General features: G+C 62.6%; 26 protein-coding genes and 1 pseudogene. 14 read left to right on the top strand and 13 right to left on the bottom strand.

What is annotated here, in order from left to right; genetic code table 11:
* Positions 1-6: 6 nt before the first annotated feature.
* The 3 genes from MTX23_RS12725 to MTX23_RS12715 all read right to left on the bottom strand — a co-directional run bounded on the left by MTX23_RS12725 (position 7) and on the right by MTX23_RS12715 (position 4,359).
* Positions 7-2,346 carry a trehalose-6-phosphate synthase gene (locus MTX23_RS12725; RefSeq protein ID WP_280976988.1) on the bottom strand — a complete coding sequence of 780 codons (2,340 nt, stop codon included), beginning with the start codon at positions 2,344-2,346 and terminating at the stop codon, positions 7-9.
* A gap of 62 nt (positions 2,347-2,408) precedes the next feature.
* Positions 2,409-3,332 (bottom strand): cytochrome c oxidase assembly protein, encoded by a 924-nt coding sequence (locus tag MTX23_RS12720; RefSeq protein ID WP_280976987.1) that lies wholly within the window; start codon positions 3,330-3,332, stop codon positions 2,409-2,411.
* Between the two features lie 220 nt (positions 3,333-3,552).
* Entirely contained in the window at positions 3,553-4,359 is an 807-nt protein-coding gene (locus MTX23_RS12715; RefSeq protein ID WP_280976986.1) for a Crp/Fnr family transcriptional regulator, read from the bottom strand.
* A gap of 282 nt (positions 4,360-4,641) precedes the next feature.
* Here MTX23_RS12715 and MTX23_RS12710 point away from each other — a divergent pair, with 282 nt between their 5' ends.
* The 5 genes from MTX23_RS12710 (at position 4,642) to MTX23_RS12690 (ending at position 6,619) form a co-directional block, all read left to right on the top strand.
* Entirely contained in the window at positions 4,642-4,836 is a 195-nt protein-coding gene (locus MTX23_RS12710; RefSeq protein ID WP_280976984.1) for a hypothetical protein, read from the top strand.
* 106 nt (positions 4,837-4,942) lie between these two features.
* A complete protein-coding gene (locus tag MTX23_RS12705; RefSeq protein WP_280976983.1) occupies positions 4,943-5,314 on the top strand; it encodes a hypothetical protein in 372 nt (123 codons plus the stop codon).
* A 76-nt stretch (positions 5,315-5,390) separates the two neighbouring features.
* A complete protein-coding gene (locus tag MTX23_RS12700; RefSeq protein ID WP_348637568.1) occupies positions 5,391-5,576 on the top strand; it encodes a DUF5985 family protein in 186 nt (61 codons plus the stop codon).
* A gap of 38 nt (positions 5,577-5,614) precedes the next feature.
* Positions 5,615-5,848 (top strand): DUF5985 family protein, encoded by a 234-nt coding sequence (locus MTX23_RS12695; protein ID WP_280978059.1) that lies wholly within the window; start codon positions 5,615-5,617, stop codon positions 5,846-5,848.
* Positions 5,849-6,385: 537 nt separating this feature from the next.
* Positions 6,386-6,619, top strand: coding sequence for a hypothetical protein (locus MTX23_RS12690; protein ID WP_280976982.1), 234 nt, complete (start codon positions 6,386-6,388; stop codon positions 6,617-6,619).
* A 487-nt stretch (positions 6,620-7,106) separates the two neighbouring features.
* Here the strand turns inward: MTX23_RS12690 and MTX23_RS12685 are convergent, their stop codons facing one another.
* Complete coding sequence (locus tag MTX23_RS12685) at positions 7,107-7,442, bottom strand: hypothetical protein (protein ID WP_280976981.1); 336 nt, start codon at positions 7,440-7,442, stop codon at positions 7,107-7,109.
* A 213-nt stretch (positions 7,443-7,655) separates the two neighbouring features.
* Positions 7,656-11,363 carry a tetratricopeptide repeat protein gene (locus MTX23_RS12680; protein WP_280976980.1) on the bottom strand — a complete coding sequence of 1,236 codons (3,708 nt, stop codon included), beginning with the start codon at positions 11,361-11,363 and terminating at the stop codon, positions 7,656-7,658.
* A gap of 242 nt (positions 11,364-11,605) precedes the next feature.
* Here MTX23_RS12680 and MTX23_RS12675 point away from each other — a divergent pair, with 242 nt between their 5' ends.
* A complete protein-coding gene (locus MTX23_RS12675; RefSeq protein WP_280976979.1) occupies positions 11,606-11,794 on the top strand; it encodes a type II toxin-antitoxin system HicA family toxin in 189 nt (62 codons plus the stop codon).
* A 38-nt stretch (positions 11,795-11,832) separates the two neighbouring features.
* Positions 11,833-12,225 carry a YlcI/YnfO family protein gene (locus tag MTX23_RS12670; RefSeq protein ID WP_280976978.1) on the top strand — a complete coding sequence of 131 codons (393 nt, stop codon included), beginning with the start codon at positions 11,833-11,835 and terminating at the stop codon, positions 12,223-12,225.
* Between the two features lie 87 nt (positions 12,226-12,312).
* Here the strand turns inward: MTX23_RS12670 and MTX23_RS12665 are convergent, their stop codons facing one another.
* From MTX23_RS12665 to fliL, 4 genes are read right to left on the bottom strand one after another with little or no spacing between them, the layout of a single operon-like run.
* Entirely contained in the window at positions 12,313-13,116 is an 804-nt protein-coding gene (locus MTX23_RS12665) for a flagellar protein FlbB (protein WP_280976977.1), read from the bottom strand.
* Positions 13,113-13,580, bottom strand: coding sequence for a DUF6468 domain-containing protein (locus MTX23_RS12660; protein ID WP_280976976.1), 468 nt, complete (start codon positions 13,578-13,580; stop codon positions 13,113-13,115). Before MTX23_RS12660 ends, MTX23_RS12665 begins: the two co-directional genes overlap by 4 nt.
* Positions 13,577-14,779, bottom strand: coding sequence for a flagellar motor switch protein FliM (gene fliM / locus MTX23_RS12655; protein WP_280976975.1), 1,203 nt, complete (start codon positions 14,777-14,779; stop codon positions 13,577-13,579). The genes MTX23_RS12660 and fliM overlap by 4 nt, the downstream gene beginning before the upstream one ends.
* A gap of 18 nt (positions 14,780-14,797) precedes the next feature.
* The gene (fliL, locus tag MTX23_RS12650; RefSeq protein WP_280976974.1) at positions 14,798-15,286 is read right to left on the bottom strand and encodes a flagellar basal body-associated protein FliL; all 489 of its coding nucleotides are present in this window, start codon (positions 15,284-15,286) and stop codon (positions 14,798-14,800) included.
* A gap of 381 nt (positions 15,287-15,667) precedes the next feature.
* Here fliL and flgF point away from each other — a divergent pair, with 381 nt between their 5' ends.
* The 6 genes from flgF (at position 15,668) to MTX23_RS12620 (ending at position 20,106) form a co-directional block, all read left to right on the top strand.
* Entirely contained in the window at positions 15,668-16,432 is a 765-nt protein-coding gene (gene flgF / locus MTX23_RS12645) for a flagellar basal-body rod protein FlgF (protein WP_280976973.1), read from the top strand.
* 14 nt (positions 16,433-16,446) lie between these two features.
* Positions 16,447-17,235, top strand: a complete 789-nt coding sequence (gene flgG, locus MTX23_RS12640) for a flagellar basal-body rod protein FlgG (protein WP_280976972.1) — start codon at positions 16,447-16,449, stop codon at positions 17,233-17,235.
* Positions 17,236-17,237: 2 nt separating this feature from the next.
* The gene (gene flgA, locus MTX23_RS12635) at positions 17,238-18,290 is read left to right on the top strand and encodes a flagellar basal body P-ring formation chaperone FlgA (RefSeq protein ID WP_280976971.1); all 1,053 of its coding nucleotides are present in this window, start codon (positions 17,238-17,240) and stop codon (positions 18,288-18,290) included.
* A gap of 5 nt (positions 18,291-18,295) precedes the next feature.
* A complete protein-coding gene (flgH, locus tag MTX23_RS12630) occupies positions 18,296-19,048 on the top strand; it encodes a flagellar basal body L-ring protein FlgH (RefSeq protein ID WP_280976970.1) in 753 nt (250 codons plus the stop codon).
* Positions 19,049-19,270: 222 nt separating this feature from the next.
* The gene (locus MTX23_RS12625; protein ID WP_280976969.1) at positions 19,271-19,714 is read left to right on the top strand and encodes a hypothetical protein; all 444 of its coding nucleotides are present in this window, start codon (positions 19,271-19,273) and stop codon (positions 19,712-19,714) included.
* Between the two features lie 98 nt (positions 19,715-19,812).
* Positions 19,813-20,106 (top strand): antibiotic biosynthesis monooxygenase, encoded by a 294-nt coding sequence (locus MTX23_RS12620; RefSeq protein ID WP_280976967.1) that lies wholly within the window; start codon positions 19,813-19,815, stop codon positions 20,104-20,106.
* Between the two features lie 128 nt (positions 20,107-20,234).
* Here the strand turns inward: MTX23_RS12620 and MTX23_RS12615 are convergent, their stop codons facing one another.
* The 4 genes from MTX23_RS12615 to MTX23_RS12600 form a co-directional block, all read right to left on the bottom strand.
* The gene (locus MTX23_RS12615) at positions 20,235-20,657 is read right to left on the bottom strand and encodes a DUF1801 domain-containing protein (protein WP_280976965.1); all 423 of its coding nucleotides are present in this window, start codon (positions 20,655-20,657) and stop codon (positions 20,235-20,237) included.
* A 120-nt stretch (positions 20,658-20,777) separates the two neighbouring features.
* Positions 20,778-21,014, bottom strand: a complete 237-nt coding sequence (locus MTX23_RS12610) for a hypothetical protein (RefSeq protein WP_280976964.1) — start codon at positions 21,012-21,014, stop codon at positions 20,778-20,780.
* Between the two features lie 77 nt (positions 21,015-21,091).
* The gene (locus MTX23_RS12605) at positions 21,092-21,523 is read right to left on the bottom strand and encodes an SRPBCC domain-containing protein (protein ID WP_280976963.1); all 432 of its coding nucleotides are present in this window, start codon (positions 21,521-21,523) and stop codon (positions 21,092-21,094) included.
* The gene (locus tag MTX23_RS12600; RefSeq protein WP_280976962.1) at positions 21,520-21,843 is read right to left on the bottom strand and encodes a metalloregulator ArsR/SmtB family transcription factor; all 324 of its coding nucleotides are present in this window, start codon (positions 21,841-21,843) and stop codon (positions 21,520-21,522) included. Before MTX23_RS12600 ends, MTX23_RS12605 begins: the two co-directional genes overlap by 4 nt.
* Before the next feature lie 559 nt (positions 21,844-22,402).
* Between MTX23_RS12600 and MTX23_RS12595 the strand changes: the two are divergent.
* Positions 22,403-22,615: pseudogene (locus MTX23_RS12595) on the top strand (transposase); the annotation flags it as partial.
* Positions 22,616-22,628 lie beyond the last annotated feature (13 nt).

Here is a 22,628-nt window from a genome sequence, read left to right as displayed (position 1 = left end):
GTTCTTTCAGGCCGTTCTGCGCTGGCTCGCGGGCGATATTGGTTGCGGGCCGGCCCGACCGGCATGGAGCGCATTGGACGAGACGATCCGCTGACGCTGACGCAGGCGGGCTGCGTCGAGCAGCATCTGCGCCGCCCATCGATAAACGTTCCGCTCGCGCACGAGATCGCGCATCAGCCGCATGCGGTCGCGTTGCTCCGCGTGTGACATCTGCAACGCCTGCACGAACGCCTCAGCCATGCCGTGCGTGTCATATGGATTGACGATCAACGCTTCCGACAGTTCCCGCGAGGCTCCCGCGAAGCTCGAGAGGATCAGCACACCATGCTCGTCGTCGCGCGCGGCCACGAACTCCTTGGCAACCAGATTCATGCCGTCGTGCAGGCTGGAGACAATGCACATGTCCGAGGCCCTGAAAAGCTCGAAAACCTCGCCAGGCTCGTGATGTCGCACGACAAGACGAATCGGCTGAAAACCTTTGTTGCCGTGCCGCGCGTTCACCTCCGTAACGAGCTGTTCGGCCTCGCCCTGCAGTGAGCTGTAGGTGGCGAGCTTGCTGCGAGTGGGAGCCGCCGCCTGAATGAAGACAAGCCGCCCGATCCATTCGGGGTGGCAGGTCAGCAGGTCGTCGACCGCGCGGATGCGATCGAGGATTCCCTTGGTGTAGTCGAACCGCTCTATGCCGACGGCGATGCGGACATCGGCAGGCAGAGAGAAGCGCCGCCGGACCGCGTCGCGGCACTCCCGAACAGGCGCCTGCTCGACAAGCGCCGCCGGCGGCCATTCGATCGAGATCGGATAGGGTCTGATCAGCGTCTCATCCCCGCGGAAAGTGACGGAGTCATGCTCGCGATCGATGCGGCTCTCCATGAAGCGGTCCGCCGTTTCGAGAAAATTGTTGCAGTGGAATTGCGTATGGAAGCCAAGGATGGTGCTCCCCAACAGCCCGTCGATGATTTCCCGCCGCCACGGGCAGATTCCAAACGTCTCGGCGTTGGGCCACGGGATATGCCAGAACGCGATGACCGTTGCCTTTGGCAGCCGATCGCGGATCATCCTTGGCAGCAGGGCGAAATGATAATCCTGAACCAGCACGATCGGATCGTCGCAGGTCGCCTCCTCGACAATTGCGTCGGCGAACCGCTCGTTCACCTTCCGGTACTGGGCCCAATCCTCCTCTCGAAAGGTCGGGCGTACGAATGCGATGTGACAAAGCGGCCATAGCCCTTCGTTGGCCAGCCCATAGTAGTATCCGCTCTGCTCCTTTTCCGAGAGCCATACCCGACGCAGCAGATAAGTCGGTTCAGCGGGAGGCACACGCAGTCTGTCGCTGGCATCGACAGTGTCGCGATCTCCAGAACCGGAGCCGTGCGCAATCCATGTTCCGCCACAAGCCCGCATCACCGGTTCGAGAGCGGCCACAAGGCCGCTCGCCGGAATCTGCAACGTGAGTTCGCCGCCGGAGCGGTTGTGAATGTAAGGCTCGCGATTGGAAACAACGAGCACCTGAGCGTCCGGCAGTTCCTCAACTAGCAGGCGATGCAAGGTCTTGGGCGACCATTCGACATGGATGCCATTCGCAAAACGACGCTCCATTCGCAGTTCCGAGAGGGCCGCGTGAACCTCGCGACTGATCGGAAAAGGGCTACGCGCCAAAGCTTCGCCGACGGCTCCGTGTCGGACCTCGGTGAGAGCGCCTCGAATCGAACGGGTCCATGCCCGCATAAGTGCGAGGACGATGGCTGTGGCGAGCAGCCCCAGGCCTGATGTCACGCCGACGAGAGCAAGCAGCGTGTAGAGGCGCGCCTCGTTCGTACGCGCCTCTATATACGCCAGATCGTGCAACACCAGCAGGTGGCCGGTCGAGTCTGCGACGGTAATCGGAAAGGAGCTGATGTGGATGTGGCGGCCGGAATCCGCGACCGCAGCAAAAGTGCTGGACTTGGTCCGCTTCAGGCTGTCGCATGTGACAGACTTCGGAAACTCCTTGGTCGCGTACCGCAACTGGCCCTGCGCGGAGCAGAAGCCCAGAGCCAGTATTCGTTCATCCTCGGTAATCCGCTCGAACACTTGAGCAAGATCGATGTCCGGCTTGGCCGTCATCGCCATCGCGACCTGGTCCCGGATCGACCGGAATACGAGGCGGGAACGCAGATCGATGTCACGCTGGGACCAGTCCTCGACCATGACCGCAGCGAGCAAGGTGAGCGCCGCAATCACGACTCCGGCGGCGAAGAGACCGAGCAGCGTGTAACGAGCGAGCGGATCGCGGAGCAGCCGCCGGGCTCCCATGTGTCGCATCCAGCTACGACTACGCCGTTCGAATTCGCTGCCGATACGGTCCATCCGATCTTCCATTGCTCTTCCCCAACCGCACTGGCATGCCGCACAAATGTCTCATGGACCCGCTAATATTCCGGCCCCGATGTGCGTGCCTGAGGATGCGCCTGATCGCCGTGCTTCTCGCCGACCGCCTGCAGGTAGGCAATGATATCGTGGCGAGACGGAGCATCGAGCACGCGAACCGGCATTCTTGCTCCAGGCACCAACTTCTGGGGACCGGCCAGCCATTCGTCCAGCTTGTCGGTAGACCAGGTGAGATGGGCGTTCTTCAATGCTGACGAGTAGCTGAAGCCAGCAGCGGAGCCGGCCGGGCGGCCGACCACACCGCCCAGCATGGGACCGGCCATGTTCTTGTCCAGCGCATGGCATGCGCTGCAACGCTGGGTAAAGAGCTCGAGGCCATGAACGGCATCCGGAGCAGCATTGGCGAGAAAGCGCGACAAATTCTTTGCGTCTAACGGACTCGCCGATCGGCCAAATGTATAGCTGAGTGTGATGGCATCGACGTGGTCCATGTCCGAGTCCTTGGCGAAAGCCGAATCGACATAGAAGACGACGGGCATGTCCACCTTCTGGTGGGGATCAAGACGCTCTTCATTGAAGCAGAAGCACTGAATCTTGTTGAAGTAGATCCCACTCGTCGGAGGCGTGACGTTGAATGTCGCATGCCCGACGGTCGTCTTGTCACTGAGATTCTCGGCACTGAAGAATACCAGCTTCTGCTCGCCGAGATGAACGGTAACCGAGCGCTGCTCCGGTTCAAAGCGCCACGGCAGCCCGGGCGCGACATTGCTGTCAAAGTCGACCGTCACAGTTCGTCGCGACGTGGTGGTTGGATCGGTATAGGCTCTTTGTGTCGTTCCGCCATATCCCGTTGCGCCGCAGAATGCACGGTAGAGTTCCGGCGAATAGGCCACCAACCCGGACATGATGGCGAGCGCGACAAAGCAAGGCACCAGAACATTCATATTTCGGTAGCGCACGTCCATTTTTCTCTCCGGTGCCGCCCAAGCCCTTGCTCTGCAGATCAACCGCGCCGAGGCAGGGCACCCAGGAAGGCTTCAGTGCTTGACAATATTGTGACCTTGAAATGCGCTCCCGAAGAGCGACTCATGTAACGAGGCGGACGACCGCTGGAGCTGTTCCCACATCAAGCATGGAACGCGAGAAGGTCCGCCGGATCCCGGCCGGAAGCGTTATGGAGAACATTTACCCGGAAGGCCGTTTTGGCTCTCGGTCCACGAGTGCGGACTCGCCCGCAGCGACAGGAGCCGAGAGCGAGACAGGCGGTCGTTGGCGGGAGCCGATGTCAAGCGCAGGCAGTAGATGGCGGCGATATTCGCGCTCGATCAGCTTGAAGCAATCGCAAGAAAGCTTCGATAACTCGGTAGCATCCTGTATCTTCACGGAACCGCGTCTGGTTATTACCGTTCCATCCCTTTGGAAGACTTCCAGACATTCCGTAACGCTGGCACGCCGGACGCCCAACAATTCGGCCAGAACTCCGTGAGTGAGCGGAATCTCGTCTTCGCCCGTGGCGTTCTGGGCAATGAGCAGCCAGCGCGCCAGTCGCTGCTTGAGGCTATGATACGAGTTGCAGGCGCCCGATTGTGAAGTCTGGGCCAATACGACTGCCAGATATCTCTCGACCACCGAGCGCAAGTGCGGAAGGGATTCCAAAAGTTCGCAAAACTCGGCGGTCCTGATCCGCCATGCATCGCCCGTCAGCTGGACGGTTCTTCTATGCAGTGGCACCCCTCTGGCCGCAAGAACGACCGGAGCGCCGACCAGTCCCTCGGATCCGATCAGCCACACCTCGACGAATTTCTCGCGGCCCACTTTCGCAGCCACCGACACCAGTCCGCTTTCAACAAAGTATACGTGCTCCATTGGCAGCATGTAGTGATGAAGAACCTGGCGTGGCGCAAGCTTGACCCGCTCGCAGACGTCCATAACGCGCAAGAGTTCATCATTCGGGATAAGGCGCAACAGACTGTTTCTAACTTTGGGCGTCATCGCTTTCTGTGTAGTGCGCAACACTGATCGAAGAAGCGTATGGCGGGTTGAACACCTACACAAGACGCGGTCGAACGGGTCTCAGTAGCATCTTGCCGCACGTAGATATCTGTTCCAGCGGGCACGGGCCGCATTTTCAACTTAGGTATGATCCGGCCTTCGAGGGTCTCGCGACAGCGCGGTCAGCTCTATATGTACGCTACCGTACCTTCTGTGGCGACGATCTAGCTAATGGGAGAAAGTCCGCTTTGTGTCATAGTCGAGCATTCGAAGCGCAGGTGCATGATGTCAGACTATGAGTCCGTGATCGCCGCAATCGAGGAAGCTCAGCGGCTCCTGGCTGTCTATGACGAGGCGACTTCCAGGAAAAATCAAGAAGACCTTGTTGCGATGCTCCAGTTCATCTTGTGTGATCCATCCGTTGCCCTCGCGGTGAGACGATTGAAAAACCGATCGCGCCTGAGCCTGGTTGAGTGATGCAACAGGCATGTGGCTTGAAAGCGCGCGTGCCCGATCGTCTCGGCTCAATCCAATCTTGGATTCCTGATATGCGGTCGAGGTGACGCTCGCCCGAGGTCGCTGAATGTCCAAAGCACCAATGCCGGAAGAGGTCCGGGATTTGATTGTAAGACACATCGATTCCGTGGCTCAACTCGAAGCGCTTCTCTTCCTGCACGCACGTTCAAGCGAACAATGGGACGCCGCTTCCGTGGCCAAGCGGCTCTATGCGCCTCCTTCGGATATGGCTGCAGCCTTGGCTGGGCTCGCCGATGACGGATTTCTCGTGCGAGATGGCGGGCAATATCGCTATGCCCGGCGTTCGGATCGAGACGCCGCCGTCGAGGCGCTCGCAGAGGCCTATGCGCATTACCTGATTCCCATTACGAATCTGATCCACTCAAAACCCCGCCATATCCGAACATTCTCGGATGCGTTCAAGTTCCGAAAGGACTAGGAAGCTATGGCCGCGGTGATCTACAGCTTGTGTGCGATCACCGGAGCGCTGTGCGCTTGGTTGATGGTTCGCGCATCTGCGGACGCACTCCAGGCTTCTGCTGTGGAGCTCGATCTGCTTTGCGGGTCTTGCACTGAACAACGTCGCACTTTGGGCGGACAAGCTGGTGTTTCCCACGACGGATCTTTCAGTCCTCAGGATATCGATCGGCCTGCTGGCAACGCTGGTCCTGCTGTATGGGTTGATTTGGGAGGAGCGTTGATAACACACCTCGCCGACGTTCTCTCAGGCGCCGCCTCAATGGCCTCTCTGGCCGTCGCCCTGTTCTTCCTGAAGTTCTGGCGACGAACGCGAGATACCTTTTTTCTGATTTTTGCGGCGGCTTTTGCCATCGATGCCATATCGCGCTTCGCGCTGGGAGTGAGCCAGGTTTCCGATACGACGGAGCCCATGTATTTCTTGCCGCGTCTGGTGATGTTCGGACTTATCGTGGCAGCCATCATCGGCAAAAATGCGGAGCGCAGCGGTCCCTGAAGCAGACGCGCTGGCTGCCGGATCGCAATGCGTCGCCGGCATGCCGGGCAATCCCGATTATCGGTATCGTGCCGATCGTTTCCAGACGGGACGCGTCCGTTCACCTTGGCCGCGTGCGCCTGGTCTTGCTGTAGCAGGCGTCCATGCTTTGCTTTGCCGAAGGATCGTCGTGCACAAAGTCGGTACGATAACGTACGGCTCCGCGAATCGGTTGTCTTTCAAAGTTGCCCTGAGTGGGAGGGAAGTGATTGTTATGCGCGGGGGCGATTCGTGGACACTTCAAGAGAAATTGCATTGCGGTTGCCGCGCGCATACTGCGAGTCCTGTACGATGAGGACTCCGCACGTCCACGAACGGTTAGCCATCAACGGAGTTCAAGTAGCACGCTCGGTCTGCTTCATATGCAAGAGAGAGCGGCCTAAGGAACAACCGCACGAGCCGCGGTCGTAGCTTGCCACCGCACGAATGGGCTGGCGCCGATAATTTTCGGCGCGCAGCATCGGCAGTAGCCGTCAGGCCGAACAGGGAGAACCGCTAATGGCCGCGAATGTTTTCGACGAGCATGAAGGTCGCGTGAGGTTCATCACTGCGATCGCCATGGAGGTGAAAGCCCTCACTTTGAGCGAATCCGGTGACGCGCCGGTCTCGATGACCGATCCAGATGCCGAAAAGTTGGTTTATGCCAGGGCTTACCAGGCCTGGGCCGATTGCAAGATCGAAGGAACGGCAGACGACATATTTGAAGCAGTCCAAGAGGTGCTGGACACCTGAAGAAGATGCGCCGTGGCGAGCGACATCTCATGAGGACTGTCATCGTCGGCGTGAAAACAGAGAAGCAAGGACCGCAACCTCGCGCAGGTTCCTGAAGGCACATCCAAATTGACACCTGTCGGCTGTCGCGTCTTGATTCAGTTCAATGTAGGTGAGCGGCCGTTGTCTCTCGCCGAGCCGAACATTCGAGTTCTGTCTCTGCAACGAACTGACGCCGCCTATCGAAACAGCGTAATTTGGTGCACAAAATCGAGCGATGGCGGAGAGTCAGTCAATCCCCATTGAAAGATCAAACATTTTCGACTTTCCGGAGCCGAAACCCACCAATTGAGCTACGGCCAGAAATAGAGTTTTCGCCTGCCGCAAAGGGTCGAGTAGAGGCGGCGATCGCTCGCCGCCCACCGGGTCACCGGAGGCAGTTGCCCGCCTCCGGCTCCCTCAGAACGTAGCGTGCGGGTTTCCCACACTACGCTCTTTGACAGTTGGTTCACAGCACTGCAAGAGCCTGCAACTCCGCATGTGGGAGGCGCAGCTTTGGCTTCAGTAACGGCGTCCTTGCTTTGATCTGGTGATACTGGTCCCAGGTCAAGCGTCGCCCGGCCCAGCTGCGGCTGCGCAACATCTGACGCCAGTAACGCTCCACGGCGCGGTACACCTTCACGAGACACCGAAGATTTCCGGCGACCCTGTAATAGGCATAGTGGCCGCGTAGGAAGTCGTTGATTTCGCCGACTTGGTCACCGATCGTGTGATGTCGTATTCGCCGCATAAGCTCCTGCAGTGACAAAAGGCTGCGCCGCAGCCGAGATTTCTCGGTGCGCATCCCAATCTTGAAGTTACCTTTCAGGTTTCGCGTGCAATACAGCGTCAGCCCCAGGAAGTAGATGGTCTCCGGGCGCTTTCTGCCGCGTTTGCCTGCGTGTCGCTGCGCGAACCGTCCAAATTAAACGGTGATTTGCTCTGCTCTATGCGCATGTCGCCACAGCCCCTAAGGGCGGACATCGCGCTCTTATAATGCTAATGGTAATGGCGCACGCTAGCGCGAGGCGCTAGCGCGCCGCTCGCCCTTGATGGCCGTCAAGGCGCTCACCGGCGCGGCCTTCGCCTTGTCCGGCAGCGATCCGGTCGCGACCGGGTCCGGCAGCGGCGCACGGGCGGTGGCGTCGGGGAAGCGGATCTTCATCTCGCGGATGAAGCCGTCCAGCGTGTCGACGCTCGCCGCCATCCTGGCGATCAGGGCGAACTCCGCGCTCGAGGTCGCAACCGGCTTGCTGGCGGTGTCGAACGCCAGCTTGTCGGCCTCGCCCGACATCAGGGGAGCGTATTTTTCGCGGAACCGCGCCAGGCCGATGGCGTCCTCGGCCAGCGCGTAGCCGACCACGGCGCGGATGATGTCGGCCTTCTCGGCGGCATTGAGCGGGGTGAAGTCGCGCCAGCGGTCGCCGTAATACAGTTCGATCTGCTCGGACGCCTCGCGCCAGCGCCGCGCCGCCCAATAGATGTCCGAGCGCAGCCGGATCGCCTCGCGGCCGGTGATATTCGAGATGATGTCGAGCGCGAGGTCGTGGCGACCGACGTCGCTCTGCGCCCGCGCCTCGAGCAGCAGCCGCTGCTGCCGCAGTTCGCCGGACAGGTCGGCGATCCGCGTCGAGCGCAGCGCGGCGATCGCGCGATCGGGCTTGCGGTTGGTCAGATACACCATGGCAAGGCGCGCGGCGACCTGGGCGCGTGCCGCGCCTTCCAGCCGCTTGTCGACCTGGTACTGCAGGAGGTCGGCGGCCTGGTCCAGCAGGTCGACGCCGACGAGGCGATCGGCCAGCCGACGGATCATCTCGTCGCCGCGGCGGCCGATCGGGGTCAACTCGCGATATTCGTAGAAGGTGCTGAGCGCGTCGATCGGCGACATCTCGTCGCCCTTGGGGCCGAGAAAGAGCTGCACGAACAGCGCCGATGCCGCATCCTGCGCCTGCCGCGACTCCGGTGCATTGGGCTGCAGCCGCGTCGCTGCGCGGCTTACGGCAAAGGCATCGGCGTAGCGTCCGGTCTCGGCATAGATCTTCGACAACACGAACAGCGTCTTCAGCTCGATGTTGTCGCCGCGCCACATCATCGACAATAGCTCCAGCTCCTTCAGCACCTCGTCCTGGCCGATCTCGCCGCGCTTCTGCCGCAGCAGGGTTTCGAGCAGCTTGCCTTCCGCAGCCGCCTGACGATCGGAGGAGATGGCGGCGAAGTGATAGGAATCGAGTGCATCCTTCTCCTGGCCGAGGGCTTCCGCCAGCCGGCCCTTCAACACAGCCGTCGCGGGCTTGAGGTCGTCGGGGACGCCGACCACGTCGAGATCGCTCTTGCGCCGCGCGGCGCCGGCATAATCCTTGACCTCGAGTGAGGCCTTCATCGCATTCATGGTGACGATACGCTGCAGGTCGGACGGCAGCGTCGCCACCGAGAACTCCACGTTGTTGAACTTCTCGCGCGCCTCGACCCATTTGCCCTCGCGCGCGAAGGCGAGCCCCTTCCACAGTTGGGCATCGTAACCGTTGCCGATCACCGGGCTGGCAAGATCCTTCAGACCCTGCGCCGGCCGGCCGATCAGGATGCTCGCGATGGCGTGCACCATCACCATCGCCGGCGTCTCGCTGCCGCGCTTGCTTTCGGAGAGCATCAGGTTGGTGACGGCATGGGCTTCCTCGTACATGCCGCGAGCCATGTAGAAGTCGGCGAGATCGAGCCGCGCCTGCGGAAGCTGGTCGGCATTGGCCGACGCCGTGGCGTCAATCAAGCTGTCGAGCCGATTGAGGAAATTCTCCGATCGGTTCTTGTGCCATTCGTCGATGTCGAACAGCGGCTTGACCGCAGCGGTGGCGCGCTCGGCGGCCACATCGGCCGACGACAGCGTCAGCCCGCCGGGACGTCCCAGTGTCACCTTGTCGTCGCCGATCTCCGCCTTCACGTCGTCGGCGTTCGGACGAACCACCAGGCCATGGATCGATTCCATCAGCGACAGTTCGACGAAATCCTGCCGCTTCAGGATGCCGCGGGTCGGAGGCGGCGCGGTCACGACCCAGAGTGTGTCGCCGGCATCGGGATCGACCAGTCTGTGGAATTGGCCGGGATTGGCGAGCGGCACGCTGACATTGGCGAGCGCGGGCTCAGTGATGTTGCGCACCACCGTGAGCGGCAGCGGCGGCTTCTGCACGCGATCGGCGAAGGTCAGCGTCCAGCTGACGCCGCGCGATCGGTCATCGCTCTCGAGCGACGGCATCTGCGGCCGGTTGAGGCGGAAGCGCACCGCCTGGCCCTTGTCCAGGGCAAACCGGGTGACATCGGCAATGATGGAGCCACCCTTGGCGCGGATCGGATCGACGTCGATCACGTCAGGCGTGTCAAACACCATCCACACGGCATCGGCACGGCGGAACAGTGCAGCCGGAGTGGCCGCGGGGAACGAAAACGTCACGCGCAGCCCGTCGCTGGCGCGCTGTGCCTCAACCGAAGGCTTGCCGTTCGCGCGAGCCTCGGAGGATGACTGCGGCGCCGCGGCCGGCGTCACCACGTTCTCGGCAGCCGGTGCTTTCTCCGCCGGCGCGGCAGCAGCCTTGGGTGACTCCGACTTGGGCGGCTCAGACTTGGCTGGCTCAGACTTGGCTGGCTCCGACTGGGGCGGCGCGGATGTCTGCTGTTCGGTATTGCCCTGCTCCGGCTTGGCCGGTTCGCCCTGCGGCTGATCGGATTTCGGCTGCTCGGGCTTGATCTCGATCTTGGCCTGCTGCGCGATGCCTTCCGAGGTCACGGGCGGGATCGCGGCCAGCTGTTGTGGCATCGCGGCTTTCGGCTTGCCGCGCGGTGCGGGCATCAGCGCGGTGAGCGCAGGCTTTGTCTGAGCCTGCTGGTCGCTCTGCTGGAAGGCGACATCGACGATATAGTTCTTCTCGTCGCGGAACGAATGCACGTCGACATCGCCGACCAGCGTCATGTCGACCGCCGACGTATCGGTATCTGCGCGTGCGCTGATCGACGCGACATTGGGGGGCGCGGCGATCTTGGCGTCGGCGAGGTCGAAGGTCAGCACCGCATTGAAGGACAGCGTCAGCTTCTGCTCGTTCAATACCGAGGATACGCCGACACCGTCAGGAACCTCGAAGACGAAGCGGACGAAGGTGGGCTGCAGCAGCGCGCGGACGCGCACCGGCGGCCGCTTCTTCGCGGCATCGGCCGCGCGCTGCAGGCGAAGCAGGCGCTCGGCGTTGCGGGCACGTTCGGCGAGTTCGCGGATCACTTCCTGCGGCAGCGGTGGCGGCGGGCCGGTCCAGCTGTCGGGCAGGAAGTCGACGAAGATCCGCTCGCCGGCGGTCATGGTGTTAATGGTGACGCGGCGCGCCAGCGACAGGCGGATTGCCGAGCCGTCGGGATCGCGCCGCGCCGAACCGACATAGTCCGGCACCGCATCCGATAGCTTCTCGACGGGGATGTCGACCGGGCGCTTGAAGCGGATGACGATGATCGAGCCCGCCGTCGTCACTTCGGAGTCGACGTCTTCCTTCAGCTTGAGCACCAGCCGGGCAAACCCGTTCGCAGCGGAGAATGTCGCTTCCCCGGGCACGGGCACCGGATCGTCTGCGCGCGCGGCGCCGGCAGATGCGACAGTGGCGACAGCGAGGCCCGCGGTCAGCAGACACAGCCGCGCGACCCGCGTCCAGGCGCGGCCCAGCGACCATGTTCCAGCGGCAGCCGTTCGCGCCATCTCGAAACGTCTTGTTAATGCCTTAACGATGCCAGCGCGAAGCGCCCTCGCCCACGCGTTCCAATCTTGGATTGGCGGCGTTAAGGAGCTGTTAACGTCAACGCATTGCGAACACCGTATTGAGGGCTAGGAAAAAGCCTGGGACAAGCAATGAAAACCGCCTCGCCGTCTGGGTAGGTTTATTGCTGGGCCAGTGTATTTATGTGTAGAAAATATGAGCGTTCGTGTGTATAAATACACGCATGAGGTCGACAGACCTCATCAAGGCCATGCTGGCCGATGGTTGGAGACAGGTCAGCCAGAAGGGTAGCCACGTTCAGTTCAAACACCTAACCAAGCCCAGCCGCGTGACAGTCCCTCACCCGAAACGGGATATCCCTGTTGGGACCTTCAAGAGCATTGAGAAGCAGTCCGGCCTGAAACTGAAATGACATCGCATAGAGAGGGCCAACGGCCCGTCCCAAGGACCATGCGACACTACATTGCCCTGATCCATAAGGACGCCGACAGCGATTACGGCGTCTCGTTTCCCGATCTACCTGGCGTCATCACTTCGGGTACCGATCTGGACGACGCGCGCACGATGGCCGCGGAAGCCTTGGCCCTCCATCTAGAAGGTTTGGCCGAAGACGGTGAAGCCGTGCCTGAGCCTTCCTCTCTCGAGAAGATCATGGCCGATGTCGAAAATCGAGATGGCGTAGCCGTGCTCATTCCGGCTCCGTCGGAGGGCGTGAAGAGTGTTCGTGTCAACATCACTCTTCCGTCCGACATACTCAACGAGATCGATCGTCGTGCCGAACAAGAGGGATTCACTCGCTCGGGCTTTCTCGCTCAGGCTGCTAGGAAAGCTTTGGCAGCCTGAGCCAGCGTAACGAGGCGATCGCGGTTGGCAACCGCGGTTAGATTTCTTGCGAGCCGCTGTTGATAGACGGAAGAGCTACGTCGTCCGTCAATTCGTCTTCGGTGCCAGCAACCTGCCTTCGATCTTGGGAAGATCGTCAGCCGCTGCAGAGGTGTCACCGCTGGCGCGGCGGGCGAGCTCGACCGTGAGCCGCTCGGCGGCTTCGGGCTGCATCTGGCCGAGGATGTCGGACATCTTGCGCGGCTGGATCTGCGAGGCGATCTGATAGAGCACGCCCATGTCCAGCCGGTCGAACACCTTGGCGGCGTCCTTCGGCTTCATGTTCTCATACATGGTGACGATGCCCTTGAAGCGGGCGGCCTCGGCCGCAGCCTTCGCCGCTGCATCGGCGCTCGCCTTGGCATCGTTGGCCTTGGCCTCCTCGACCTTGGCCTCGATGCGCTTCTCGGCGGCCTTCAACAGGCTTTCGCGGATCTCGACCTCGCGTGCGCGCTGATCGAGCTCCTGGCGGCGCGACTGCAGCCGTTCCAGGATCGCGCGCTCCGTCGCCGACACCGGCGCGGGTTGATCCATGTTGACCGCCACGCCGTCGGGCTTGGGCGGCGCCGCCTCGGGAACAGCGGGCTTCGGCGGCTCGTCCTTCTTGGTCTCCTTGTTCTCGACCGATCCCGTGATATCGGAGGGATCGCCCTTGACCTTATTGTCGGCAGCAACCTTGCTGCCGCCGGGGAAGTTGAAGTTCTGCTGAGCCCACGATTGCCCTGTCGGCTGCGGAGCATCATCGAATACATAGCCGCCATCGAGCACAAGGCCGGCGATCTTCAGCACCATCAGGCCGAAGACCGCGACCAGCACGACAGGCATCACTCGGATGTCACGGAACGACTTCATGCAGCGAGGCCACCGGCCCTCCTGCGCTCGGTGAAGGCCTCGGCGGCCGCGGCCACGGCACGCGCGGCTGAGACGCGCGGGGCCGGCGCCACTGGTGCTGGCGCCTGTACCGGTGCCGCCGGCGCGGGTGCCGACGGCCGCGCGGCAAGCGCGATCTTGGACAGGCGGCGCACCACGTGATCACCTTCGGCGAGCTGGTTCTTCAACTGCATCGACATCTGCGTCGCCGCGTCGAGCTGGTTGCCGAGATTCTCGTTGACGTCGCGCACGGCGTGCTTGAGCCCGCCGATCGCCCGCTCGGCGATCTCGGTCGCGGTGATCAGTTCGGCGATCGTCGCCTTCAGCGAATGCTCGTCGGCCTTCAGCCGCTGCAGGCGCTTGTTGAGCAGCCAGCAATAACCGATCGTCAGCATCAGAAGCACGGCCACCAGGCTCTCGATTGCTAATCCAAGCACATGACTCATGGTGCCTCCATCATTTTGGTCTGCTCGTCCGCCTTCTCGAACATCGCGAAGGTGGTCTGCGGCTTGCGCAAATTCTTGGTGACGCGGATCGCGACGCGGTCGCCGACGCGGCCCATCCGCCCCTCCGTCAGGGTGACGTTGCCGCAGCGCACCGACACCAGGGAGTCGGCGCGGATCTCGAGCGGCAGCGTGTCGCCGACCTTCAGCCGCATCAATTGCTTCAGCGGAATGTCGGCCTCATAGAGCACGGCGTCCACCGAGATCTCGGCCTGCGCCACCTCGGTGGCGAAATGACCTTCCCAGATCGGATCGCGGCCGAATTTTTCACCCATGAACATCTGCAACAGCACGTTGCGGATCGGCTCGATGGTCGCATAAGGCAGCAGCAATTCGATGTTGCCGCCGCGGTCTTCCATGTCGATGCGCAGGCGCACCAGGATCGCGGCGTTGGCCGGACGGCTGATCGCGGCGAAGCGCGGGTTGGTCTCGAGCCGGTCGATGGTGAAGGTCACCGGCGACAGCGGCCGGAACGCCTGCTCGGCATCGGCCAGCACCACCTCGACCAGCCGCTTGACCAGGTTGGTCTCGATCGTGGTGTAGGGCCGGCCCTCGATCCGCAGTTGCGTCTGGCCGCGGCGGCCGCCAAGCAGCACGTCGATCATCGAATAGATCAGGCTGGAATCGACGGTGGCGAGACCGAAATTCTCCCACTCCTCCGCCTTGAACACCGAGAGCACCGCCGGCAGCGGGATCGAGTTCATGTAGTCGCCGAAGCGCACCGAGGTGATGCGGTCGAGCGAGACTTCGACATTGTCGGAGGTGAAGTTGCGCAAGCTCGTCGTCATCAACCGCACCAGGCGGTCGAACACGATTTCGAGCATCGGCAGGCGCTCGTAGGACACCATCGCGGAATCGATGATGGCGCGGATGCCGGAATGGTCGTCGACGTTGACGTCACCGACGGTGAAGCCGAGGAGATTGTCGATCTCCTCCTGCGACAAGACGCGCTCGCCGTTGGTGTTCCTGCTGCCGAAGTCGCGGCTGCCGTCCTCGACCATGGCCGCCCATTGCAGCGCCATGCTCTCGGTGAGCTCGTTCTTGGCAGCCTCCGCCGCCGCGGCGACGGGATCCTCGGAATCGAGCGAGGCTTCCCACTGCGCCGCAATGGCGTCCTGGTCCATCTGGTCGTTGCCGGCCATGGCTTTACATCCGCCCTGTCACTGGATCACGACTTCCTTGAACAGCACCGCGTTCACGTGGTTGGGTGCGAGTGCCAGATTGACGCGCTTGGTCAACTCTTCCTTGAGGCGGAACAGGCCGGCGGAGCCGTTGAGGTCGCTCGGGCGCAGCTCGCGCATATAGGTCTGGAACAGGTCGGTGACGCGCGGCAGCGACGGCTTGATGGCCTCGGCCTGCTTCTCTTCCTTCACTTCGAGCACGAGCTTCAGTTTCAGATATTGCACGCGCTCGCCCGGTGCGCCGACCAGGTTGACCAGCATGTCGGGAACGTCGACGAAGGACGGCGGCTTCGGCGGCGCCGCCGCGGCGTGCTGCTCGTCGCCATGGCCGCGCATGAAGAAGAACCATCCGGCCGCGCCGGCACCGACGATGACGAGGAAACCGACGGCGGCAATGATCAGCTTGAGCTTGCCCTTCTTCGGAGCGGCCGCGCCCTCGCCGCCCTCCGTCTTGTCCTCGTCCGCCATCGTCCGCCCGCTTCAATTGAAGGATGCGAACGCGATTGCCACCAGCCTTGGCTTGAAGACGCGATACAAATGCCGCCGGCGCACACGCGCCCCAATGCCGGCAACGCTAGGGCCATAATGGTTAACGGAAGCTTAGGATTACCCCTCAACTAGGAAAAAACTGCCGGGCAAGCATGGTCAACAAGACCTTTCTGCCGCCCCTCTCGAGGCCTGGCGGAATATCTAACCCATTCAAACATCATCATATTTCGAGTTGGCACGGCTTTCGCTGAGAGATTGGCGTAACCCGCGGGTTTGGGAGAGCCCAAAGGTTAACGACGGTCCGGGGTGAAGGCTTGGGAGAGCCTCTGCAACGGATCACCTCACAGGGGAGAACCGCCGATGCAGAACACGCTTCTGATCGGACTATCGAAGCAGATGGTGCTGGAACGGCAGATCGACGTCGTTGCCAACAACATCGCGAACATGAACACGAACGGCTACAAGGCCGATCGGTCCTTGTTCCAGGAATACCTGTCGTCGAGCGCGCGCGAGAACAATTTCGCTGGCAACGACCGCCGCGTCTCCTTCGTGCAGGACCGCGCGACGTACCATGATTTCTCGCAGGGCTCGACCGAGCAGACCAAGAATCCGCTCGACGTCGCGATCGACGGCAGCGCGTTCCTCGTGGTGCAGACGCCTGGCGGCGAACGCTACACCCGCGACGGCAATTTGCAGATCAACAACCAGGGCCAGCTCGTCACCGCCGACGGCTACCAGGTGCTCGGCAGCTCCGGCCCGATCACCTTCCAGCAGACCGACCACGACATCAGCATCGCCCCCGACGGCAACATCACCGTGATCGAGGGCACCTCCACCCTCGATTCGGTGCGCGGCCGGCTGCGCCTGGTGTCGTTCCCGGAGGCGCAGCGCCTGCTGAAGGAAGGCTCCAACCTCTACGCGCCGGGCGAAGGTGCCGTGCCGGTGGTCGATACCAAATCGGTGCTGCGCCAGGGCTTCATCGAGAAGTCCAACGTCAATTCCGTCACCGAGATGAGCCGCATGATCGAGATCACGCGGACCTACACCCAAATCGCCTCGCTGCTGCAGCAGCAGAGCGACCTGCATAAATCGGCGATCGAAAAGCTCGCCGACGTGCCGACCTGATCGGAGGCTGATCCATGCGCGCACTCTACACCGCTGCGACCGGGATGGCCGCCCAGGAACTCAACGTCCAGGTGATCTCCAACAACATCGCGAACCTGCAAACCACCGGCTACAAGAAGCAGCGCGCCGCGTTTCAGGACCTGATCTACGATCACGTGCGCCGGGTCGGCGCGCAGGCCTCGCAGCAGAACACCATCCTGCCTGTCGGCATCGATCTCGGCGGCGGCGTCAAGACCGTCGGCACGCCGCGGATGATGACCCAGGGCACGCTGTCGCCGACCGGCAACGATCTCGATATCGCGATCCGCGGCGAAGGCTTCTTCAAGATCCTGATGCCGGACGGCACCTTCACCTACACCCGCGACGGCTCGTTCCAGATGGACAACCAGGGCCGCATCGTCAACGCCCAGGGCAACCCGGTGCAGCCGACGATCACGATCCCGCAGAACGCCTCCGGCATCACCATCAACACGCAGGGCCAGGTCTCGGTGACGCTGCCCGGCCAGACCGCCTCGACCACGATCGGCCAGATCGGCCTGACGCGCTTCATCAACAAGGCCGGGCTGAACCCGATCGGCGACAATTTGTTCACGGAGACCCCGGCGTCCGGCCAGCCGCAGGACGGCACCGCCAACACCGACGGCTACGGCGACATGCAGCAGGGCAACCTCGAGCAGGCCAACGTCGAGGTGGTCTCGGAAATCTCCAATCTGATCGCCGCACAGCGCGCCTACGAGATGAACTCCAAGGTGATCTCCGCGGCCGACCAGATGATGCAGTCGACCTCCAACCTGTTCCGCTGAGGATGATGTCGATGATCGCCCGTTCGCTCCTCGCCGCCGCGCTGCTCGCAGTCACCGCGACGGCGTCAATCGCGCAAAGCCAAAGCGAGACCATCGCGGTGCCGACGCTGCGCGCCAGCGTCACGGTCGCGGACGACATCGTGCGGGTCGGCGACCTCGTCGACAATGCCGGCAGCGCCGCCTCGATCGCGGTCTATCGCGCGCCGGATCTCGGCACCACCGGCACGCTGCCGGTGGCCCAGGTGCTGACCACGCTGCGCGCGCGCCAGATCATCGGCGTCGACACCCGCGATCTGAAGGAAGTCACCGTCACCCGGCTGGCGCGCACCATCGACGGCAAGGAGATCGAGCAGCAGGTGGCGCGCGCGCTCGAGCGCCGCCACGGCCTCGGCAATGCCGCCGACATCGCCCTGACCTTCGACCGCGATCCCGGCGACATCAGGCTCGAAGCCACCAACACCGGCGCGTTGCAGCCGGTCGCCGTGCGCTACGACCCGCGCAGCACGCGCTTCGACGTCACCTTCGAGATCGGCAACGGCGATGGCACCGCGCCGGTCAAGCTGCGCTTCACCGGCACCGCAATCGAAACCGTCGAAGCCGTCATCCTGACCCGCAGCGTCGAGCGCGGCGACGTGCTGAAGGCCTCCGATGTGGTGGTCGAACGCCGCCCGAAGGCCGAAGTCGGCAGCGATGCCGCGGTGCGCGACAGCGCGGTCGGCATGCAGGCCCGCCGTCAGATCGGCGCCGGCCGCGCGCTGCGCGTCACCGACCTCGCCAAGCCCGATCTCGTCACCCGCGACCAGAACGTCACGCTGGTCTATCAGAACGGCGGCCTCTACCTCACGATCCGCGGCAAGGCGATGGACAACGGCGCCGAGGGCGACGTCGTCAGCGTGATGAATCTGCAGTCCAAGCGCGTCATCTCCGGCGTCGTCACCGGCCGCGGCGAGGTCTCGATCGCGGTTGCGACGCCGCGTCCGGTGCCGGTCGCCGACACCACCGAGCCAACGTCAGCCCCGATCAAGCTCAGTTCAGTCGCTCCAAACGCCGAGTAAAGTTCATGTCCTGGTATCGTATCAACCGCCTTGTCCTGACCGGCGCCCTGCTGGCACTTGGCACCATCGCCAGCGGTTGTTCGTCGATCGACCGGCTCTCCCAGATCGGCGAGCAGCCGAAGCTGTCGGCGATCGACAATCCGACCACGCAACCCGGCTACAAGCCGGTGCAGATGCCGATGCCGAAGCCCGAGGTCGCCTCCTACAGCCCGAACTCGCTGTGGCGAAGCGGCTCCAGGGCCTTCTTCAAGGACCAGCGCGCCTCGCGCGTCGGCGACATCCTGACCGTCACCGTGAACTTCACCGACAAGGCCGCGATCGCCAACGAGACGCAGCGCAGCCGCACCAATACCGAAGACTCCGGCGTCACCAACTTCCTGGGCTCGCAGACCATCACGCAGGCGAACAAGATCCTGCCCGGCCGCATCCTCACCGCCGACTCGTCGTCCAACAGCGACGGCAAGGGTTCTGTGAACCGCCAGGAGGCCTTGCAGACCAACGTCGCCGCTGTCGTCACCCAGGTGCTGCCGAACGGCAACCTCGTGGTCGAAGGCAAGCAGGAGATCCGCGTCAATTACGAGATTCGCGAGCTGATCGTGGCTGGCATCGTCCGCCCGGAGGACATCCAGAGCGACAACACCATCGACTCCTCGAAGATCGCGCAGGCTCGCATCGCCTATGGCGGCCGCGGCCAGATCACCGACGTGCAACAACCACGCTACGGTCAACAGGTCCTCGACGTGCTGCTGCCGTTCTGACCTCTTTCAAGAGCTCCCACATCACGTCGCGAACCTAGGCGCGGCGCGGTGTACCAACGCGGCCTCCGTTAGCTCCCCTGACGGAGGCCGCGGCTTTTCCGCACTCCGAACAAGTTGCGTCGCCGCCTTCTCGGTTCATTAACCTTCGCCACAGAGCGCAGTAGCCGTTCGCTCGATTGCAACGTAGCTAGACGACCACGCAGGGGTTGCAGTTCGACAGCCATGATCAGAGACGGTCAATATGCGGCGTGGTTCCGGACGCCGCGCGGCGAAGGCACCGGGATAGTCTATCTCACGAACGGCAAGATCTCCGGCGGCGACAGCATGTTCGCTTACGGCGGATCCTATGAGGTCGACAACGACCGCTTCACGGCGACGTTGACGACCCGCCGCTATGCCGATGGCCCGACCACCGTGTTCGGTTGCGACGAGGTCGAGGCGCAGCTGGTCGGCTGGATCCGCGGCAACCGGGCGGTCTGCTCGGGCACGGCCAAGCAGGCGCCCGGGGTGCGCTTCGAGGCGACGCTATTCCTGCAGCAGCAGGAGTCGCCGCCCGCGCCCGGCCCGAAGAAATCCACGCCGGCGCGGACTGATGTGACCAGGCTGCCGAAGCTCCCGTCCGACCGCCGCACGGCAAATCCGTTCGCAAGCAAGCGTTTCGGCTGATCCCCGCCCCCGATGCCGATGGCGTCTCCGTCCGGGCAGGCGTACGATCGCGCATGCGCGAAGCGCAGCCCGATCGATGCAGCCGGAAGGAGGATCCCATGTATGCCGCCATCCGTCAGGCCAAGGCGAAGGCCGGCACCGCCGAAGAACTCGCGCGCCGGATCAAGGAGGGCGCGATCCCGATCATCAGCGACGTCGAAGGCTTCATGGCCTATTACGTGGTCTATGCCGGCGACGACACGGTCACCGCGATCAGCGTCTTCAACAACCACGCCGGCGCCGAGGAGGCCAACCGTCGCGCGCTGGCCTGGATCGACGACAATCTCGGTCCGTTGCTGGTCGGGCAAGCCTCCGCGGTCGCGGGTCCGGTGATCGTGCATACGATGGCGTGACCGCCGGCAACGCAAGCGAGGGCGCGTGCGGGTTGCGCGCATGCTTTTGCGCGGCCGCGACCGGGCAAACTTCACCCTGGCAAAACCTTCCTGCCGCGCGCCGATGACGTCGATCTCAGCCGTAAGCCTCACCCCTTCTTCCGCGCCGGCGCGCGAGCCGATGCAGCTGCCTTCTTTGCCGGCTTCTTCGACTTCGCCTGATTGAACGCGATCGCGGCGCGGATCAGGTTCTTCAACGCGCGATCGTTGATCTTGTCGCCTTCGAGGAAATCGATGGCGCGCCGCGCATTGCCTTCCAGCCCGGCGTTGAAGAGCTTGTCGGGATCGGGAAGGCTCGCGCCGTACATGAAGGTCAGCTTCACCTTGCCCTTGTGGGCATTGGCGACCGCGATGATCCCGTCGCGATACCACACCGGGCTTCCCATCCACTTCCATTCCTCTGTGATCTCAGGGTCGGCCGCGAGGATGGCCTTGCGCATGCTGGCAAACATCTTGCCGCGCCAATCCGTGAGCTCCGCGATCATCCGGTCGATGCGTTCCGATGGGGTCATTCATGCCTCGTGGTGTGGTCCCGCGTCATGCAACCACAACCGTGATACCGGGGTCGAGGCAAAAGTCGAAGGCGGCGACATGTTCGTGTGATCTTCGCCGCCGCCCTCGATATCGCGCCGCTATTCGGTTCGCACTGCTCCGCTCACGGCATATCCGCTGCGCCCCTTCGCGGCATAGGGCAGCGCGAACATGTACAGGCCGGTGAGCAGCAGGAAGATGAGCGGGAACAGCGCCAGCAATCCGATCCAGAGCGCTTGCACCTGTTGGATCATGGCGACGATGTTGACGATGACGGCCAAGGTAAAGGCGATCGACAACCAGCGGTGAAGCTGCCGAATCCAGTTATTCCAGTTCAATGAGACCTCCTCCTGAGACGAACTGATGCGGATCGGTGAGCCGCCACGCGGCGGCTCACTCTGTAGTGCGGCGAACGTCAGTCTCCCCGCGCCAGGAGATCATCGAGCTTGCCAAGGAACTGCTTCCATCCGGCCTGAGCGCCGGCAAAAGCCTGCTTGTGATGCGGCTGGAAGCCAGCCTGCTCCACGCGCAGGTGAGTGCCGCTGGCCGTGGGCGTCAGCGTGAAGGTCACCACGCTCTGCAGATTGAAAGCCGGGTCGTCGTTCGCAAAATTCCAAGTGTATGACAGTGTCTTGTTCGGCTCGACGGTTAGCACCTTGCAGTCCAGCACGCCGCCCCAGTCGCCGCGAAGATTGAAGCTGTGTCCGACGACAGGCTTGAAGTCGTTTTTCATGAGCCATTCCTCGATCAGATGCGGTTGCGTCAGCGCGCGCCAGAGCTTCTCCGGCGGATGAGGAAATTCACGCTCGACAATCGCGGAGCGTGTTTCAGTGGCTTGCATGGTCATTGGTCTATCCTTTTGAGGAGATCTTCGAGGTGGTCGAACCGGTTCTGCCAGAAGCCGGCCATCTGGCTGGTCCAGTCGATCAGCGGGGCCAGGGCACCAAGCTGCGCGCTGTAGTGCGTCTGGCGGCCCTCGTGGCGGTCCCGCACCAGCCCGGCCTGCTTCAGCATGCCGAGATGCTTCGAGACGGCCGGCTGCGAGATGTCGGCATGCAGGGTCAGAGCTCCGACCGTCTGCTCTCCGTTGCGGCACAGCCGCTCGAAAATGGCCCGCCGCGTTGGATCGGCGAGCGTCCTGAACAGCACATCGTGAGCTTCAGACATTAATCAATAACCCGCTGGCTATGGATTGACGTATAACTATCCAGCTATGTATGAGTCAACCCGAAATGTGAGCGCTGCGAGCAAACGCGGCCTCGCGGCGGCATCGTCCGGGGAACAGGCCGCCGCAAGCGATAACCCAGAGGTTATGGTGGAGACGGTCATGCGCCGCGCCCGGCGCGAAGTCCATTTGGCCACGCGCTCCGTGGATGAATGGATTCCGGGCCCGACGCTACGCGTCGCCCCGGAATGACGCGTGGATAGAAACTGCCCCTTGGCACTGAGTTGCCCGACGGCGCAAGGCCTCGCGCGCAAAATATTTCTGTTTTCCAGAAGTAAAAATTCCGTGTATGAATCGCCCGTCTCACCCGCTTGAGGGGCGCTTCGCGATCGTCACGAGTGTTGGGTCGAGATGCGGTGGACGCCGAGCGCGTGACTGACGAGCGCACGCAAGGCGGACGGCGAAGTCGTGCAGGCCTGACGCCCTAAGGTTTGTACTCAATCAGATGTATAATTTTACGTGGAGATATGATTCAAGCTCTGCATTTGCGGGGCTTGGATCATGGCGGGCGAGTTTTGGTTGAATGATCGGCAGTGGGCAGCAATCGAGCCCTTGCTGCCGCAAAATCAGCCCGGCGCTCGTCGAGTCGATGATCGCCGCGTGATCAGTGGCATCATCCATGTGTTGAAGTCCGGCTGCCGCTGGCGCGATTGCCCGGCAGTGTTCGGCCCTTACACGACCGTCTACAATCGCTGGAACCGCTGGTCGGATCGTGTCCCTGAGCGTG

The organism is Bradyrhizobium sp. ISRA436 (assembly GCF_029910015.1).
GTDB lineage: Bacteria > Pseudomonadota > Alphaproteobacteria > Rhizobiales > Xanthobacteraceae > Bradyrhizobium.
Note: the sequence above shows the minus strand (reverse complement) of the source record. Positions and strands in the feature narration are given on the sequence as shown.

Bases quoted from the DNA above. Each gene is read 5' to 3' on its own strand.
- MTX23_RS12725 (WP_280976988.1), bottom strand. From the start codon at position 2,346: ATGGACCGTATCGGCAGCGAATTCGAACGGCGTAGTCGTAGCTGGATG.
- MTX23_RS12720 (WP_280976987.1), bottom strand. From the start codon at position 3,332: ATGGACGTGCGCTACCGAAATATGAATGTTCTGGTGCCTTGCTTTGTC.
- MTX23_RS12715 (WP_280976986.1), bottom strand. From the start codon at position 4,359: ATGACGCCCAAAGTTAGAAACAGTCTGTTGCGCCTTATCCCGAATGAT.
- MTX23_RS12710 (WP_280976984.1), top strand. From the start codon at position 4,642: ATGATGTCAGACTATGAGTCCGTGATCGCCGCAATCGAGGAAGCTCAG.
- MTX23_RS12705 (WP_280976983.1), top strand. From the start codon at position 4,943: ATGTCCAAAGCACCAATGCCGGAAGAGGTCCGGGATTTGATTGTAAGA.
- MTX23_RS12695 (WP_280978059.1), top strand. From the start codon at position 5,615: ATGGCCTCTCTGGCCGTCGCCCTGTTCTTCCTGAAGTTCTGGCGACGA.
- MTX23_RS12690 (WP_280976982.1), top strand. From the start codon at position 6,386: ATGGCCGCGAATGTTTTCGACGAGCATGAAGGTCGCGTGAGGTTCATC.
- MTX23_RS12685 (WP_280976981.1), bottom strand. From the start codon at position 7,442: ATGCGCACCGAGAAATCTCGGCTGCGGCGCAGCCTTTTGTCACTGCAG.
- MTX23_RS12680 (WP_280976980.1), bottom strand. From the start codon at position 11,363: ATGGCGCGAACGGCTGCCGCTGGAACATGGTCGCTGGGCCGCGCCTGG.
- MTX23_RS12675 (WP_280976979.1), top strand. From the start codon at position 11,606: ATGAGGTCGACAGACCTCATCAAGGCCATGCTGGCCGATGGTTGGAGA.
- MTX23_RS12670 (WP_280976978.1), top strand. From the start codon at position 11,833: ATGCGACACTACATTGCCCTGATCCATAAGGACGCCGACAGCGATTAC.
- MTX23_RS12665 (WP_280976977.1), bottom strand. From the start codon at position 13,116: ATGAAGTCGTTCCGTGACATCCGAGTGATGCCTGTCGTGCTGGTCGCG.
- MTX23_RS12660 (WP_280976976.1), bottom strand. From the start codon at position 13,580: ATGAGTCATGTGCTTGGATTAGCAATCGAGAGCCTGGTGGCCGTGCTT.
- fliM (WP_280976975.1), bottom strand. From the start codon at position 14,779: ATGGCCGGCAACGACCAGATGGACCAGGACGCCATTGCGGCGCAGTGG.
- fliL (WP_280976974.1), bottom strand. From the start codon at position 15,286: ATGGCGGACGAGGACAAGACGGAGGGCGGCGAGGGCGCGGCCGCTCCG.
- flgF (WP_280976973.1), top strand. From the start codon at position 15,668: ATGCAGAACACGCTTCTGATCGGACTATCGAAGCAGATGGTGCTGGAA.
- flgG (WP_280976972.1), top strand. From the start codon at position 16,447: ATGCGCGCACTCTACACCGCTGCGACCGGGATGGCCGCCCAGGAACTC.
- flgA (WP_280976971.1), top strand. From the start codon at position 17,238: ATGATGTCGATGATCGCCCGTTCGCTCCTCGCCGCCGCGCTGCTCGCA.
- flgH (WP_280976970.1), top strand. From the start codon at position 18,296: ATGTCCTGGTATCGTATCAACCGCCTTGTCCTGACCGGCGCCCTGCTG.
- MTX23_RS12625 (WP_280976969.1), top strand. From the start codon at position 19,271: ATGATCAGAGACGGTCAATATGCGGCGTGGTTCCGGACGCCGCGCGGC.
- MTX23_RS12620 (WP_280976967.1), top strand. From the start codon at position 19,813: ATGTATGCCGCCATCCGTCAGGCCAAGGCGAAGGCCGGCACCGCCGAA.
- MTX23_RS12615 (WP_280976965.1), bottom strand. From the start codon at position 20,657: ATGACCCCATCGGAACGCATCGACCGGATGATCGCGGAGCTCACGGAT.
- MTX23_RS12605 (WP_280976963.1), bottom strand. From the start codon at position 21,523: ATGACCATGCAAGCCACTGAAACACGCTCCGCGATTGTCGAGCGTGAA.
- MTX23_RS12600 (WP_280976962.1), bottom strand. From the start codon at position 21,843: ATGTCTGAAGCTCACGATGTGCTGTTCAGGACGCTCGCCGATCCAACG.